This is a genomic window from Azospirillum sp. FG154 (genome assembly GCF_057809575.1).
In genome coordinates this window covers 182,323-198,118 of sequence record NZ_JBMDKF010000001.1, presented here as the reverse complement: position 1 = coordinate 198,118, position 15,796 = coordinate 182,323, and the positions used below count along the sequence as shown (strand labels likewise).

At 65.5% G+C, this 15,796-nt stretch carries 12 protein-coding genes and 1 tRNA gene; 4 read left to right on the top strand and 9 right to left on the bottom strand.

The window, feature by feature from the left end:
* Positions 1-81: 81 nt before the first annotated feature.
* The 8 genes from ACODS4_RS00940 to ACODS4_RS00905 all read right to left on the bottom strand — a co-directional run bounded on the left by ACODS4_RS00940 (position 82) and on the right by ACODS4_RS00905 (position 11,161).
* Positions 82-1,713, bottom strand: a complete 1,632-nt coding sequence (locus tag ACODS4_RS00940) for a hypothetical protein (RefSeq protein ID WP_488859813.1) — start codon at positions 1,711-1,713, stop codon at positions 82-84.
* Between the two features lie 120 nt (positions 1,714-1,833).
* Positions 1,834-3,060, bottom strand: coding sequence for an acyltransferase family protein (locus ACODS4_RS00935; protein WP_488859812.1), 1,227 nt, complete (start codon positions 3,058-3,060; stop codon positions 1,834-1,836).
* Between the two features lie 33 nt (positions 3,061-3,093).
* On the bottom strand, positions 3,094-3,762 hold the full coding sequence (locus tag ACODS4_RS00930; RefSeq protein ID WP_488859810.1) for a glutathione S-transferase family protein: 669 nt from the start codon (positions 3,760-3,762) through the stop codon (positions 3,094-3,096).
* A 78-nt stretch (positions 3,763-3,840) separates the two neighbouring features.
* Positions 3,841-4,293 carry a GNAT family N-acetyltransferase gene (locus tag ACODS4_RS00925; protein ID WP_488859808.1) on the bottom strand — a complete coding sequence of 151 codons (453 nt, stop codon included), beginning with the start codon at positions 4,291-4,293 and terminating at the stop codon, positions 3,841-3,843.
* A gap of 179 nt (positions 4,294-4,472) precedes the next feature.
* On the bottom strand, positions 4,473-9,020 hold the full coding sequence (gene gltB, locus ACODS4_RS00920; RefSeq protein WP_488859806.1) for a glutamate synthase large subunit: 4,548 nt from the start codon (positions 9,018-9,020) through the stop codon (positions 4,473-4,475).
* Positions 9,021-9,142: 122 nt separating this feature from the next.
* On the bottom strand, positions 9,143-9,427 hold the full coding sequence (locus ACODS4_RS00915; RefSeq protein ID WP_298377642.1) for a DUF2442 domain-containing protein: 285 nt from the start codon (positions 9,425-9,427) through the stop codon (positions 9,143-9,145).
* 2 nt (positions 9,428-9,429) lie between these two features.
* Positions 9,430-9,690, bottom strand: coding sequence for a DUF4160 domain-containing protein (locus ACODS4_RS00910; RefSeq protein WP_298377639.1), 261 nt, complete (start codon positions 9,688-9,690; stop codon positions 9,430-9,432).
* Positions 9,691-9,697: 7 nt separating this feature from the next.
* Positions 9,698-11,161, bottom strand: a complete 1,464-nt coding sequence (locus tag ACODS4_RS00905) for an NAD(P)-dependent oxidoreductase (protein WP_488859804.1) — start codon at positions 11,159-11,161, stop codon at positions 9,698-9,700.
* A gap of 374 nt (positions 11,162-11,535) precedes the next feature.
* On the opposite strand from ACODS4_RS00905, the gene ACODS4_RS00900 reads away from it, so the two are divergent.
* A complete protein-coding gene (locus ACODS4_RS00900) occupies positions 11,536-12,336 on the top strand; it encodes an undecaprenyl-diphosphate phosphatase (protein WP_488859802.1) in 801 nt (266 codons plus the stop codon).
* Between the two features lie 86 nt (positions 12,337-12,422).
* On the opposite strand, the gene ACODS4_RS00895 is transcribed toward ACODS4_RS00900, so the two are convergent.
* Positions 12,423-13,394: a complex I NDUFA9 subunit family protein gene (locus tag ACODS4_RS00895; RefSeq protein WP_488859800.1), complete on the bottom strand. Its 972-nt coding sequence runs from the start codon at positions 13,392-13,394 to the stop codon at positions 12,423-12,425.
* A 298-nt stretch (positions 13,395-13,692) separates the two neighbouring features.
* Between ACODS4_RS00895 and ACODS4_RS00890 the strand changes: the two genes are divergently transcribed.
* The 3 genes from ACODS4_RS00890 to ACODS4_RS00880 all read left to right on the top strand — a co-directional run bounded on the left by ACODS4_RS00890 (position 13,693) and on the right by ACODS4_RS00880 (position 15,787).
* Positions 13,693-13,779 (top strand) — tRNA-Leu (locus ACODS4_RS00890).
* A 118-nt stretch (positions 13,780-13,897) separates the two neighbouring features.
* Positions 13,898-14,524, top strand: a complete 627-nt coding sequence (locus tag ACODS4_RS00885; RefSeq protein WP_488859799.1) for a ribonuclease D — start codon at positions 13,898-13,900, stop codon at positions 14,522-14,524.
* 171 nt (positions 14,525-14,695) lie between these two features.
* Positions 14,696-15,787 carry a KpsF/GutQ family sugar-phosphate isomerase gene (locus ACODS4_RS00880; protein WP_488859798.1) on the top strand — a complete coding sequence of 364 codons (1,092 nt, stop codon included), beginning with the start codon at positions 14,696-14,698 and terminating at the stop codon, positions 15,785-15,787.
* Positions 15,788-15,796 lie beyond the last annotated feature (9 nt).

The following is a 15,796-nucleotide window of genomic DNA, read 5'->3' as shown; positions in this document are numbered from 1 at the left end:
TCAAGGGGCAAGCGCGCAAAGACACGCCGGATTGAGGGGGGATCCTCAACCCGGCGTGGTTACGCGCCGTGATGAAAAAGCTTACTTCTTGGGCTTCTTGCCTGCCTCGGCGGGCGCCGCCGGTTCGCCGCCGCCTAGCAGCGGGGCCATGTCGGCGCCGTTCAGCAGAAGCTGGCCGCTGTCCGTCATTTCGATCTTGTAGCTGCGGATTTCGGCGCCGCTTTCGTCCTTGCTGATTTGGCCCATGGCCTGAAGCATGGCGATCATGCCCAGCGCGTCTTGGGTGTCCTTGTCCGGCTTTTTGCCGGGGGCGGGCTGCATCGCCTTGGCCGCCGCGTCCAGCCCCTTCAGCAGGATGGTGGTGGCGCCGGTCACGCCAAAAGCCGATTGGGCGGCGACCCGCATCGCCCCGGTGGCGGTGGCGGTGGTGGCCGGAGCCTCCACCTTCAGCGAGTCGAGCCGCAACTCGGCTCCGGCCTCGACCAGGGCGGCCATCGTTTTGGCGATGATCGCGTCGGGGGTGGCCAGCGGGGTCGCGGGCGCCGGAGCGGCCTTGGCCTTGCCGTCTTTCTTGGCGGCCTTGGGACCCTTGGCTTTTTCCTCGGCCTCGGCGGCGAGCGCCAGATCGCTCAGACCCTGCCACAGCGCGGCGTTCGGCAGCTTGGCCACCGACAGGCCGAACTCGACCGTCTTCGGCGTGAAGGCCGTCGGCGCGACCGAGGGGGTGATGGCGAAATCACGGGCCGTCATGCCAAGACTGATGGTCGAAAAATCCTGATCGAGATCGGTGACGCCGCCGGTGAAGGTCAGTTGGCCAAGATCGACCTTGGACCCGTCGGCGCTGTCGCTTCCGCTCAGGCCGGTCAGGCTCATGCTGCTGGTGAAGCCGCCGATGACGCCGCGCAGGGTCGGCAGAACCTCCGCGACGTTGGGCGGCTTGCCGGTGGCGGTGACGCGCTGCGCCATCGCTTGCAGGGCGCTGATTTTGGTGAAGTCGGCGCGGGTGTAGACATTCTCCACCGACAGCCCGGCGACCTTGAAGGCTTCACGCTTTTTCTCGTCCAGGGCGGCGATGTTGCTGGCCGCGATGGTCGAGGGGCCGGACCAAGTGGTGGGACCGTCGGCCTTCAGATCCTGTTTCAGCGTCACCGCGCCGATGGTGACGGCGCCCTTGCCGTCCGGGCTGGTGACGGCGATGTCGTTGACGGCGCCGTCCATTGTCAGCAGCGTTTCCAGCGGAGCCGACCAGGTGCCGGTGAAGGTCTGGCGGCCCAGCGCGATGGTGGCGGAGTCCTTGTAGTCCTCCTCCTCCTCGTCCAGGCTTTGGATGGTGATTTTGTTGGGCAGGGTGACGCTGACGCCGAACAGGCCGCCGTCGCGCGGGGTGACGCTGAGCAGCACCGTGCCGACCTCGATCCGCACGCCGTCGGCGCCTTCCGCCGCCAAACGGGGCAGGGCGATGTCGTAATGGTCGCCCGAGGCCTTGACGGTCGGTTCGCCGTCCCACTCAAAGCCAATGCCCTCGCTGTCGTCGCCAGCGGGGGGCATCCAGCGGGTCAGGCCGCTTTTCAGCGTGCTGGCCAGCGCGCGGGCGCCCGCGTCGTCGACCACGGGCACGTCGGCCCGCGCGGGCGACCACGCGGCGGCGACCAGCGCGAACAGGCCGCCAGCCAACAGGCCAGGCGCGACAGGACGGACAGACGGACGGCGCATGGGGGGTGTCTCCCTTGGGGAATGGTTTGAAACAGTTAAGCCTGATACTCGGCGCGGGTCCACCTCCGTCGCGGGTCCTCGACGTTGGTCGGTGACGCCGAGCGTGGCGTTTGTCGTCCGTCAACCCGGCGCATGGCTGTCCGTGGGCGGTTCTTGGCCGCATGGCGCGTTTTGCGTGGGAGAGCGCTCCATCACGGCGCGCGCGGCGCGGGGTTGCAGCAAAAAAATCTCGCGCGCGGGGCGATGACCAAATTCGATGAAGCGGTAGCTGAGCGCGGACAAGGCGACAAGAAAGGCGATGAAGATCGGCAAGGCCTGGAGCTTCTCCGCAAAGCTGTAAGATGGAAGCAGCACAAGACGCTCCAGCAGCGGAACGTGCCACAGGTAAACGCTGTAGCACATGGCCCCGATGATTCGCACCGGCCAAAGCCGAAGCAGCGCGTTCAGCGGCGTGCGATGGGTCAGCAGAAAGCCGACTCCAAACAGAAAACCAAGGTCGAGCAGCAAAGTGGGAATGATCGCGGCTTCGACGGGCAGAGCTTTGAGGAACCAGAAATGCCACACGGCCAGTCCGGCAAAGACGCCGCCAACCCCAAACAGCAGAAAACTCACCGGGTTCAACAGGCGGGAGCGTGCCAAGGCCAAATCCGCCGCCAGCATGCCGAACAGAAAATCGGTCAGGCGGGCGGGCAGGCTGTCGCCGATCCAATTCAAAGCGATGCTTGATTGCGGGATTTCAGCCCACCAGCGCAGGCCCAACGTCGCCAGCACGGCGGTCGCCACCAGAGGCGCCCGATGGCGGAGGTAAAGCGGCAGGAGCAGAGGAAACAGCAGACTGAACCAAATCTCGACGCCCAACGACCACAAGGGATAGAGGTAACGTGGCACGAAGGTGGCGGGCGAGACATTGAAGGTCACGGTCAAAAAAGTCGCCAGATCGATCCAACTCCGCGATTTGGCGGGATCGAACGGCTTCAGCGGGCCGAGGGCCAAAGCAAGGATGCCGACGATGTAGTAGAGCGGCATCAACCGACGCAGCCGACGGCGGATGAACGTCCAGGCGTCCGACCATCCCGACATGCGCCGTTCTCCCCGCGCGTAAGGGAGATAGAGCACCAACCCGGACAGGAAAAACAGCAGATTGACGCCGAGCCAACCGCCTTCAAAAACAAGCCGCAGAGGCAGCCACCAAGTGGCGATGGGCGAATTGGGCGCGAGCGGCCCGAGGCTGTTCCAGGTGAGGTGGACATACACCACGCCGAGGATGGCGAAGGCGCGCAACCCGTCAACCTCAGGAATGTGATGAGGGAGGATGGATGAGCTTGCGTTGGCGCGGTTGAGGATCACGGCGTTTGTGAAGAGGAGTTTTGAATCGACGGATCAAAAATCGAGATCGGCGTAATGGCGGGGCGGTGGGCAGCCGGTGATGTTGTCGGCCAAAATGGCGCGGAAGCTGGGGCGCGACTTGATGCGCGCGTACCAATCCTTGGCCTCCGGGTTTTTGTCCCACGGCACGTTGTCGATGTAGTCCAGGCAGGAGAGCGAGGCCGCCGCCGCGATGTCGGCCAGCGAGAAGGTCGGCCCGGCCAGCCAGGGGCGGCGTTCCGACAGAAAAGCGATGTAGTCGAGGTGATAGTGGATGTTGGCCAACCCGGCGCGAATCGCCGGGGCGAAGGGGTGGCCCTGGCCGGACAGCCGTTTGATGAGCTTTTCACCCACCAGATTTTCCGTCACCTCACGCTCGAACTTAAACAGGAACCAGTCGGCGATCCGCCGCACCTCGGCCCGGCGGGCGACCTCGCGCGGCAGCAAGGGGGTGTCGGGATAGGCCTCTTCCAGATATTCGATCAACGCCCAGCCGCCAGCGACGACGACGCCGTCCTCCTCCACCAGCACCGGGACGTCTCCGGCGGGGGTCAGGCGCAGGAACTCGTCGCGCCGTTCCCACGGCTTTTCGATCACCGATTCGAAGGGGATGGCCTTCTCGGCGAGCATGACGCGGGCGACGCGCGACAGGGCGTGCAGGGGGTGGTGGTGCAGGATCCTCATGGCGGCGGGACTTTAACGCAACGCAGCAGGGGAAAACAGCCCGCGCGTGAGGAAGCGGCGTGACTTGTTTGGGAAAAATTAACCGACCGGCTCCATCCGGTAGAGCACCAAGGGGTCGGGCGGGTCGTAGGGCCGGTGGACCGGCGTCCAGCCCTTATGCTCGTAAAAGGCGCGGGCCGCCGCGTTGCGCGCGGAGCAGGCCAACAGGGCCGACCCGTGCAACCGCTCCACCGCCGCGCGCAGCAGAGCCGATCCGATGCCCCGGTTGTGCCAAGCCCCATCGATGAACAGGTTGTGGATGAAGCCCGCCGTCGCGTCGATGGAGACGAAGCCGACGACGCCGCCGGGCGTTTCGGCGACCAGAACGGCGTCCTCTTGAACGCAGTCGTAATAATCATCCAGGCCGAAACGGTCGGCGGGGTGCCAGGAAAAGGCGTTGCGGCGGCCATGCAGGAAGATCTCGGCGCAGCGTGGCGCGTCGTCGGCGCGCGCCTTGCGGATCGTGATGCGAAAGCGGTCGCCTGCTGGCATGCGCCCTCCTGTGTTTCCAAACCCAGCCTTCGTTCGTCCAGGCACGATTCCAAGACTAATCTGGAACCCGGTCGGAGGGGAACGGTCCATTGGTCGAAAATGAAGCGAATCAGCAAAAAGAAACGGCGGCCCGGTGTCGCTCCGGGCCGCCGTTCTTTGATCGGACGTTCAAACTTGATTTATTCGGCAGGGATCGCCTTGGGCGGCGTCACCGGCACGGCCAAGCGGTTCAGCATCTCCTTCGGCACGATCTGCCAGAACTTGGTCAGTTCGCGGTCCCAATCATTGAGGATTTCGGCGGCGAAGCGGCTTTGCGTTTCGGCGACATGCTCCTCGATCAGGCCGCGAAGCTGGGCTTCGTAATGGCTGACCTCGACGCGCTGGAAGATGACGCTTTCATCGTTGATGTAGAGCGGCAATTGATCGTCGGCGTCGTAGATGTAGGCCATGCCCCCGGTCATGCCGGCGCCGAAATTGTCGCCGACCGTGCCCAGGATGACCGCCGTGCCGCCGGTCATGTACTCGCAGCCGTTGGACCCGCAACCCTCGACCACCACGGTGGCGCCGGAGTTGCGCACCGCGAAGCGTTCGCCGGCCTGACCGGCGGCGAACAGCTTGCCCGCCGTGGCCCCGTACAGCACCGTGTTGCCGATGATCGTGTTCTTGTTCGACTCCAGCGCGCTGTTGCTCGGCGGACGGACGACGATCATGCCGCCCGACAGACCCTTGCCGACGTAATCGTTGGCGTCGCCCATCACCTCCAGCTTGATGCCCTGGACCGCGAAGGCGCCCAGCGACTGACCGGCGGTGCCGCGCAGACGGACGGTGATGTGGCCGGGCTGAAGCCCGAACATGCCGAACTTCCGGGTAATCATCGACGACAGGCGCGTGCCGATGGCGCGCTGCGTGTTCCGCGCGTTGTAGGCGAGCTGCATCTTCTCGCCCTCCTCGAACAGCGGGCGGGCGTCGGCGACGATGCGGGCGTCGAGCGTGTCCGGCACCTCGTTGCGGCCCTGGAGCGTGCAGTAGCGGGCGTTCTCGCCGGGATCGACCTGGGCCAGCAGCGGGTTGAGGTCGAGATCGTCAAGATGCTCGGCGCCCCGGCTGACCTGATGCAGCAGATCGGTGCGGCCGATCACTTCGTTCAGGGTGCGGAAGCCCAGCTTGGCCAGGATTTCGCGGACCTCTTCGGCCAGGAAGGTGAAGAGGTTGACGACCTTCTCCGGCGAGCCGACGAATTTCTGACGCAGCGCCTCGTCCTGCACGCAGACGCCGACCGGGCAGGTGTTGGAATGGCACTGGCGGACCATGATGCAGCCCATGGCGATCAGGCTGGCCGTTCCGATGCCGTATTCTTCCGCGCCCAGCATGGCGGCGATGACGATGTCGCGGCCCGTCTTCAGACCACCGTCGGTGCGCAGCCGCACGCGGTGGCGCAGACGGTTCAGCGTCAGCACCTGATGGACTTCCGACAGGCCCATTTCCCAGGGCAGACCGGCGAACTTGATCGAGGTCTGCGGGCTGGCGCCGGTGCCGCCGGAATGGCCGGAAATCAGAATGATGTCGGCGTTGGCCTTGGCCACGCCCGCCGCAATCGTTCCGATACCGGAACGACTGACCAGCTTCACGGTCACTTTCGCATCCGGGTTGATCTGCTTCAGGTCATAGATGAGCTGAGCCAGATCCTCGATGGAATAGATGTCGTGGTGCGGCGGCGGGCTGATGAGCATCACGCCGGGGGTGGCGTGACGCAGCTTGGCGATCATCTCCGTCACCTTGAAGCCGGGCAACTGCCCGCCCTCGCCGGGCTTGGCGCCCTGGGCGACCTTGATCTCCAGCTCGCGGCACTGGTTCAGATATTCGGCGGTGACGCCGAAGCGGCCCGAGGCCACCTGCTTGATGGCGGAGTTCCAGTTGTCGCCGTTCTTGTCGGGACGGAAGCGCGCCGGATCCTCGCCGCCCTCGCCCGAGTCGGACTTGGCGCCGATGCGGTTCATCGCGACGTTCAGCGTGCCGTGCGCCTCGGGCGACAGGGCGCCCATCGACATGCCCGGCGTGATGAAGCGCTTGCGGATCGCGGTGATGCTCTCGACCTCGTCCACCGGCACGGCGGCCTTGGTGGAGCGGAACTCCAGCAGGTCGCGCAACTGCATCGGCGGGCGGTTGTTCACCTGCTCCGAATATTTCTTGAAGGTGGTGTAGCTGTCGTTGGTGACGGCCTGTTGCAGCGTGTGGATGACGCCGCCTTCCCAGCCATGGCGGTCGCCCGACTTGCGGAAGCGGTAGAAGCCGCCGACCGGCAGGGCCACGACCTCATTGTCATAGGCGACGCTGTGCTGCTCCAGCACCTTCTTTTGGATGCCGGTCAGGCCGATGCCGGAAATCCGGCTGACCATCGCCGGGAAATGCTCGGCGACCAGGGCGCGGGACAGGCCGATGGCCTCGAAGTTGCCGCCGCCGCGATAGCTGCTGATGACCGAGATGCCCATCTTGGACATGATCTTCAGCAGCCCGTCGTCGATGGACTTCTTGAAGTTGCCCATCGCCTTTTCCAGCGGCAACGACCCCAGCAGGCCGCGACGGTGACGTTCGGCCACCGCTTCTTGCGCCAGATAGGCGTTGACCGTGGTGGCGCCGACGCCGATCAGAACCGCGAAATAATGCGTGTCCAGGCACTCCGCCGAACGGACGTTCAGCGAGGTGAAGGTGCGCAGGTTGCTGCGGATCAGATGGGTGTGGACGGCGGCGGTGGCGAGGATCGCCGGGATGGCGGCGCGCTCCGGCCCCATCGCCTCGTCGGTCAGCACGACGTGGCTGGCCCCGCCGCGCACGGCGTCTTCGGCCTCCAGACGGATGCGGCGCAGGGCGTCGCGCAGGGCGTCCGGCCCGCCATCCACCGGGAAGGTGGCGTCGATCTGCGCCAGCGTGTCGCCCATATAGGCGCGCATGGCGCGGAATTCGGCGGTGGTCAGAACCGGGCTGTCGAGCTGCAACAGGCGGGTCTGGGTTTCATCCTCGTCCAGGATGTTGCCCAGATTGCCCAACCGCGTCTTCAGGCTCATCACGCGGCGTTCGCGCAAGCTGTCGATGGGCGGATTCGTGACCTGGGAGAAGTTCTGGCGGAAGAAGTGATGCAGGCCGCGATATTTGTCGGACAGAACGGCGATGGGGCTGTCGTCGCCCATCGAGCCGATGGCCTCCTTGCCGTCCTCGGCCATCGGGTGGAGGATCAACTCCATGTCTTCCATGGCCAGACCAAAGGCCATCTGCCGCTTGCGCAGCTCGGCCTTGTCCAGCTCCGACGGCTCGCCCTTTTCCGAGGCGGTCTTGACCAGCTCGTCCAGATGGGTGGTGTTCTTGACCCACTGGCCCCACGGCTTTTGCGCCGACAGGTGATCCTTCAGTTCGCGGTCGTGGTAGAGCTTGCCCGCCACCAGATCGACGGCGATCATTTCCCCCGGACCCAGGCGGCCCTTTTCGATGACCAGCGCCTCGTCGATCTTCACCATGCCGGTTTCCGACCCGCCGATGATGAGGCCGTCGGTGGTGATGGTGTAGCGCATCGGGCGCAGACCGTTGCGGTCCATGCCGCCGACGACCCAACGGCCATCGGTCATCGCCAGCGCGGCGGGGCCGTCCCACGGCTCCATCACCGAGTTGCAATAGGCGATCAGCGCCTTGTGGTTGTCGGGCGTGGTCTTGGAGCTGGTCAGCGCCTGCGGGACCAGCATCATCTTGACCATCGGCGCGGTGCGACCGGCGCGGACCATCACCTCGAACACCGAGTCGAAGGCGCCCGAATCGGACAGGCCGACGCCGATGATGGGCTTGAGATCCTGCATGTAGGGGCCGAAGGCCGCATGCTCCATGCGGGTTTCGTGCGCCTTCATCCAGTTGACGTTGCCCTTGAGCGTGTTGATCTCGCCGTTGTGGGCGAGCATGCGGAAGGGTTGGGCCAGCGGCCAGGTCGGGAAGGTGTTGGTCGAATAGCGCTGGTGGTAGATGGCGAAGCTCGACTCGAACCGCTCATCCGTCAGATCGGGGTAGAAGGTGGTGAGCTGTTCGGCCAGGAACATGCCCTTGTAGATCAGCGAGCGCGCCGACAGCGAGCAGATGTAGAAATCGTTGATCTGCTCCCCGCGCACCGCCTTTTCGATGCGGCGGCGGATGATGTAGAGGTCCAGCTCGAACTGTTCGTCCGACACGCCCTTGGTGTTGCCGATGATGATCTGTTCGATCTCGGGCCGGGTGGCGTTGGCCTTCTCGCCGATGATGTCGACGTTGATCGGCACCTGACGCCAGCCATAGATGTAATAGCCGAAGGCCAGAATCTCGGTTTCGACGACGCAGCGGCAGGCTTCCTGCGCGTCCAGGCTGACGCGCGGCAGGAAGACCTGACCGACCGCCAGATTGTTGTCCGGCGCGCGGTGGCCGATGATCCGCACATGGTCCTTGAAGAACTTCTGCGGGACCTGGACGTGGATGCCCGCGCCGTCGCCGGTCTTGCCGTCGGCGTCCACCGCGCCGCGATGCCAGACGGCCTTCAGCGCCTCGATGCCTTTTTCGACCACCGAACGGCGGGGCTTGCCGTCAATCGCGGCGATGAAGCCGACGCCGCAGGCGTCATGCTCATCCTCCGGGTTGTAGGCGTTGGCAGTGGTCAGCGCCGCTGCGTTGGCGCGGAACTCTTCGACGAACTGCTCACCCTGGTTCAACTCGGTGGTCATGGAACGACCCTTTCACAGTCTTGACGTTGACCTGAGGGGGGATGGCCCCCTTGGGATGTCGCCATGGATCCAAACGGTCCATGGGGTCGGCGGTAGGCTGTCTTTGCTGTTCGGACAGGCGGTCATTCCGCCGCCGAACTCACTCCAAAATCGCGTTCGAGATCTTCGGGATGGGTGCGGTACCACAGGCTGTCGGCGCTGAAATCCACCTCGTCCGGCCACCCCAGGCAGTAACCTTCCGGGTCAACCTGCATCGTGCCGACAAAATAATCGGGATCGCCCATCGGCACGCAGACCCCGCCCTTGGCGATGTTCGGCGCAAAATCAACCGTCGTCGTCGGGCCGTGCTTCCACCGGATGGTGACGGTGAAGTCCCGATTCGGAGTCGCTGATTCGATCCAATACATCGTTAGCCTCCTATCCCGTCGATGGGCCGCTGCGCACGGGCTTGCGACCATGCCCGATACAGTTCGGGGAGATGGGCGCGCGCCCAGTTTCGGATCGCGCGCAACTCCCTGGCGGGCAACTCGCCTTTCACATCAGCGACGGAAAGATCCGCCAGCATGATTTTTGCGACGCTGCCCTTGCCCCGGACATGGAAGTGCGGTTCACCATGGTCATCATAATAGAAGAGAATGGCGAAGCCAGCGATCCAGGCGACCGTGGGCATCCCCGGATCACTCCGCCGCGAGCGCCAGCGATTCCGCCTTCACGGTCTGCGCGTAGGCGTGCATGGCTTCCGCCGCGTCGCGACCGTCGCGGATGGCCCAGACCACCAGCGAGGCGCCGCGCACGATGTCGCCCGCGCCGAACACGCCGTCCAGGCTGGTCATCTTGGTGCGGTGATCGACCAGCAGCGTGCCCCAGCGCGTGACCGTCAGGTCGGGCGAGCCGAAGGCGTCCGGCAGATCCTCCGGCTCGAAGCCCAGCGCCTTGATGACCAGATCGGCGGGTTCGGTGAACTCCGAGTCTTCGATCACCTGCGGGGTCTGGCGGCCCGTGGCGTCGGCCACGCCCAGATGGATGCGGACGGCGCGGACGCCGGTGACGACGTCGTCGCCCCCTTCAGTCTTGCCGGTGAAGCCTTCCGGGGCGACCTGCCAGACGAACTCCACGCCCTCTTCCTCGGCGTGCGCCACTTCGCGTTGCGAGCCGGGCATGTTCTTCCGGTCGCGGCGGTAGAGGCACTTGACGGAGGTGGCGCCCTGCCGGATCGCCGTGCGCACGCAATCCATCGCGGTGTCGCCGCCGCCCAGAACCACCACCTTCTTGCCCTTGGCGTTCAGCGAGCCGTCCTCATACGCCGCCACCGAGTCGCCCAGGCCGACCTTGTTGGAGGTGGTCAGGTAATCCAGCGCGGGCACGATGTTCTTCAGGCCGCAGCCCGGCGCCTTGATGTCGCGGGCCTTGTAGACGCCGGTGGCGATCAGGATGGCGACGTGCTTGGCGCGCAGGTCGGCGAGGCTGGCGTCGCGGCCAACCTCGAAATTCGGGTGGAAGACGACGCCCGCGTCGGCCAGCAGCTTGACCCGGCGACCGACCACGTCCTTTTCCAGCTTGAAGCCGGGAATGCCATAGACCAGCAGGCCGCCCATGCGGTCGTGGCGGTCATAGACATGGACGGCGTAGCCCTTGGCGCGCAGTTCCTCGGCGGCGGCCAGCCCAGCGGGGCCGGCGCCGATGACGCCGACCGACTGGCCGTTCTCACGGGCGGGCGCGCGCGGCTTGACCCAGCCTTGCTCCCACGCGGTGTCGTTGATGTATTTCTCGACCGAGCCGATGGTGACGGCGCCGTGGGTCGATTGCTCGATCACGCAATTGCCTTCGCACAGGCGATCCTGCGGGCAGATGCGGCCGCAGATTTCCGGGAAATTGTTGGTGGCCTGGCTGACCTCGTAAGCCTCTTCCAAGCGGCCTTCGGCGGTCAGCTTCAGCCAATCCGGGATGTTGTTGGAAACCGGGCAATGCACCTGGCAGAAAGGAACGCCGCATTGCGAGCAGCGGCTGGCCTGTTCGTCGGCGCGTTCGGTGGAGAAACGGGCGTAGATCTCGTTGAAGTCCTGGCGACGCTCCCCGGCGGAGCGTTTGTCGGGCATCGCCTGCGCGGTGTGCACGAAGCCCAACATCTTTTGGTTCGCCATGACCTCTGCTCCTGTTGCGTGGCGCCTCGCGCTTGCGGGCGGTCGCCTGACCGGGCGGCGTCGGGCATGCCGGTGCGCCGTCGGTTGGGTTGAAACCGAACACCCGCCTTTGGGCGGGTCATCGTCATATAACGCATACCGCGCTGCGGCGGAAGCACAAAAAAAACGATAGGTATCGTTTGTTGACCTTTTCATACGCAAGAGGGCGTGAGGTTGGGCGTTTCCTCGGTGGGCGGTGAAAATTGAAAGAAAATTAGTCCCAAATCGGACCTATGACCAAAAGGGGTCGAAAAGTGGCGTGCGGTCGCCAAGTTTGCCTGGGCCTGCTATAAGCCGCCGCAAGCCCGCCCACCGCTCTCAAGGCGATTTGCCGCATGCTGATCGATCAATATCTCGACGCCATCCTGCTTGGCCTCGTCGAAGGCGTGACCGAGTTCCTGCCGGTCTCCTCCACCGGCCATCTGATCCTGCTGGACGAGTTGCTGGGCTTCAACGGTCCGCCCGGCAAGGTGTTCGAGGTGGTGATCCAGCTTGGCGCCATCCTGGCGATCTGCGTCGTCTATTTCTCCCGCCTGTGGGGCGTCGCCACCGGGCTGAAGGACGACCCCGCCGCCCGCCGCTTCGTCGTGGCGGTGCTGCTGGCCTTCCTACCCGCCATGGTGCTGGGGGCCGGGCTGCATGGCTACATCAAGAGCGTGCTGTTCAACCCGACCGTCGTCAGTTTGGCGCTGATCGTCGGCGGCGTCGCGATTTTGCTGGTCGAACGGGTGATCCCCCCGGCGCGCCACCACGCGATCGAGAGTTTTTCGGCTCCGTTGGCGCTGAAAATCGGGCTGTGCCAGTGTCTGGCGCTGATTCCCGGCGTGTCGCGGTCGGGCGCGAGCATTCTCGGCGCGCTGCTGATGGGGGTGGACCGCAAGGTGGCCGCTGAGTTTTCCTTCTTCCTGGCGGTGCCGACCATGGCCGGGGCGACGGTCTATGACCTTTACAAGAATTGGAAGGTGATGAGCGTCGACAGCGGGCTGTTGATCGCGGTCGGCTTCGTCGTCGCCTTCGTCGCGGCGGCGCTGGTGGTCAAGACGCTGGTGGATTTCGTCGGACGCTACGGCTTCGCGCCGTTCGGCTGGTATCGGATCGTGGTCGGCGTGGCGATGCTGGCGCTGCTGTATCTGTGATCTGGCCTCTCACCCAACGCGGAAATGAAAAAGCCCCGGTCGCGCGACCGGGGCTTTTTCATGAGAGCGAGGAGGGGCGGCAAGCCTCAGTGCGCGCCGCCCGGAACCGTCGGGTTGCGGCCGCCGACGATGAAGCGGGCGAGGTAGGTCGGGACGATCACCTCGCAGGACGACAGGGCGGTGATTCCCAGATCGGCGAAACCGGCGGCGGTCGGCGACGCCACATTGTCGCGCTTGAGCAGTTCGACCTGATCGCGGGTCAGCGCCGGGGCCAGGACCGGAACCTTCTCCAGGATGCCGCCCAACGTTTCGGCGACGCTCCAGGGAACCGGGACGAGGCAGCGGCTGCGGTGAACCTCCTTCAGGGTCAGTTCCAGCAGCTCTTTGAAGCTGTAGGCGCGCGGGCCGCCCAGCTCAAAGGTGTGGCCCTTGGCGCCGTCGAGGTCGAGCGCCGCCATGACGGCGTCGGCGACGTCGCCCACATAGACCGGCTGGAAGCGGGTCTTGCCGCCGCCGATCAGCGGCAGGGCCGGGGCGATCTGCGCCATCGCGCCGAACTTGTTGAAGAAGCCGTCCTCGGGACCAAAGACGACGCTGGGGCGCAGGATCGTCGCGGTGGGGAAGGCGGCCAGCACGGCCTGCTCGCCCGCCGCCTTGGAGCGGGCGTAGGAAGACGGCGACTTGGCGTCGGCGCCCAAGGCCGACATCTGCACGAGGCGGCCAACGCCGTTGGCGGCGGCCAGACGGGCGATGCGCCCGGCGGCGTCGACATGGGCGGCCTGGAAGGTCTGGCGACCCCGCTCATAAAGGACGCCGATCAAATTGATGGCGACGTCGGCGCCCTGCAAGGCGCGGGCGACCGACTCATCCTTGGACACGTCGGTGGCGAAAGGAACGATCTGGCCGACCGCGCCCGCCGTCTTCAGAAAGGCGGCCTTGCCGGGGTTGCGGGTGGCGATGCGGACGATGGCCCCCGTCTTGGCGAGCCGCCGGATCAGGTGGCGACCGATGAAGCCCGAGCCGCCGAACACCGTGATAACCTGAGTGCGAAAGGACATCGACCGTCTCCCCGTGCTGATGGCGTCTGACACTTGGCGTCGTACAAGAGGACCGCAGGACCACGCCCACGCGCCAACCAGCCTGCTGCGCCATGAATTCCGCGCATGCTTATAGCGAAAGCCCCGGCGTCTCGCTAGCCCTCCCGCCAGTGGGGAGAAACGGGGCGGGGCGGCGGCGGGCGGACCGATTGTCGCGGGGGGCGCGCAAGGCCGATTCAGAAAAATGCGACGCGGCTGAAAATAGATGTTGACGCATCCCGGTCCGGCCATTAGAAAACCGCCCACACCGAACACCGAAGCCCAGGTGGCGGAATTGGTAGACGCGCAGGTTTCAGGTACCTGTGGCAGAAATGTCGTGGAAGTTCGAGTCTTCTCCTGGGCACCATTTCTTACTACCCGGCTGCGCCGCATGCACAAGGCCTTCTCTGGAAGGCGACGTGCAGAGCGGCGTTCGTCGTTTCTAGGGTCCGTGGCCGGGGGCCTTACCCTTCCGGGAAGCGACCATGTCCATTGATCTTCACATCGGCGATCTGCCGGACGGCCTTGACCTCGCCGCCGCCGCGCGCGACCACGCCATCGCCATCGACACCGAGACGATGGGGCTGAACCCCCACCGCGACCGGCTGTGTCTGGTCCAGCTCTCGACCGGCGAGGGCGACGCCCATCTGGTCCAGTTCCGCAAGGGCGAGTATGACGCGCCGAACCTGAAGCGCCTGCTGACCAACCCGAACGTCACCAAGCTGTTCCACTTCGCCCGCTTCGACGTGGCGGTGATGAAGGCCTATCTGGGCGTCACCTGCCAGCCGGTCTATTGCACCAAGGTGGCCTCGAAGCTGGTCCGCACCTTCACCGACAAGCATGGCCTGAAGGATTTGAGCAAGGATCTGCTGGGGGTGGACATGTCCAAGCAGCAGCAATCCTCGGATTGGGGCGCGGACGAGCTGAACGCCGAACAGATGAAATACGCCGCCTCGGACGTTCTGCATCTGCACGATCTGAAGGCCAAGCTGGACGTCATGCTGGCGCGCGAAGGCCGCACCCATCTGGCCAAGGCCTGCTTCGACTTCCTGCCCGCGCGCGGGGAGTTGGATCTCGGCGGCTGGGAAATTCCGGACATTTTGGCGCACTGACCCCACCTGTTCCTTTGCTCTTCGCGCGCAGGGGCGGGGGCGCGGCGACGCATCGCTCGGGGCTGGGTTTGACCCAGCGCCCGACGGTGGGCATACTGCCCGCGCGGAGTTTGCTGGGGATGTTCTCAGCGTCCGCCGCCTGCGTTCCTTTGCCGAAGGCCTTGCGCGTCCATGACCAGCCTGATGAATGAGGTCGCGGAGTTGACCACCGATTTGACCAGCCGCCTTGCCGTCCCAGCGCCCACGAGCCAAGCGTCCACGGGCCAAGCGTCCACGGGCCAAGCCTCGCTGAGCGCCAGCCCGCGCGGCCCCGCCGAGGATCTCGCCTGCGCCGCCCGCGTGTTGCGAACGGAGGCCGAGGCCTTGACCGCGCTGGCCGACGGGCTGAACGGGGCGTTTCTTCAGGCGCTTGACCTCATCACCGGCATCCAGGGTCGGGTGGTCGTCACCGGCATGGGCAAATCGGGCCATGTCGCCCGCAAGATCGCGGCGACGCTGGCCTCGACCGGCACCCCGGCCTTCTTCGTCCATCCTGGCGAGGCCAGCCACGGCGATCTCGGCATGATCGCCAAGATCGACGCGGTGGTGGCGCTGTCCAACTCCGGCGACACGCATGAGCTGTCGGACATCATCGCCTACACCCGCCGTTTCGACATTCCGCTCATCGGCATGACGCGCCGGGAAAGTTCGGCGTTGGCCGAACAGTCGGACGTCGCGCTGATTTTGCCGGCGGCGCCGGAAGCCTGCCCGCTGGGGCTGGCGCCGACCACCTCGACCACCATGATGCTGGCGCTGGGCGACGCGCTGGCGGTGGCCTTGCTGGAGCGTCGCGGCTTTTCCGCCGCTGATTTCCGCGAGTTCCACCCCGGCGGGCAGCTTGGCCGCGCGCTGCTGAAGGTGACGGACGTCATGCACAAGGGCGACGGGCTGCCGCTGTGCCGTCTTGATTCGCCGCTGTCCGACGTCATCTTTGAGATGACGGCCAAACGGCTGGGCTGCGTCGGCGTCACCGATGAGGCGGGGGCGCTGGTCGGCATCATCACCGACGGCGACCTGCGCCGTCATCTCGCCCCCGAACTGCTGGCCGAACGCGCCGACAGCATCATGTCGCCCCGACCCAAGACGATCCGCCCCAAGGCGCTGATCGTCGAAGCGTTGCGGGTGATGAACGAGAAGCAGATCACCACCTTGTTCGTGATCGAGGCCGACCGGCCGCTGGGGATCGTGCACATCCACGATTGCCTGCGGATGGGCGCGGCCTGAGCCGCTGGA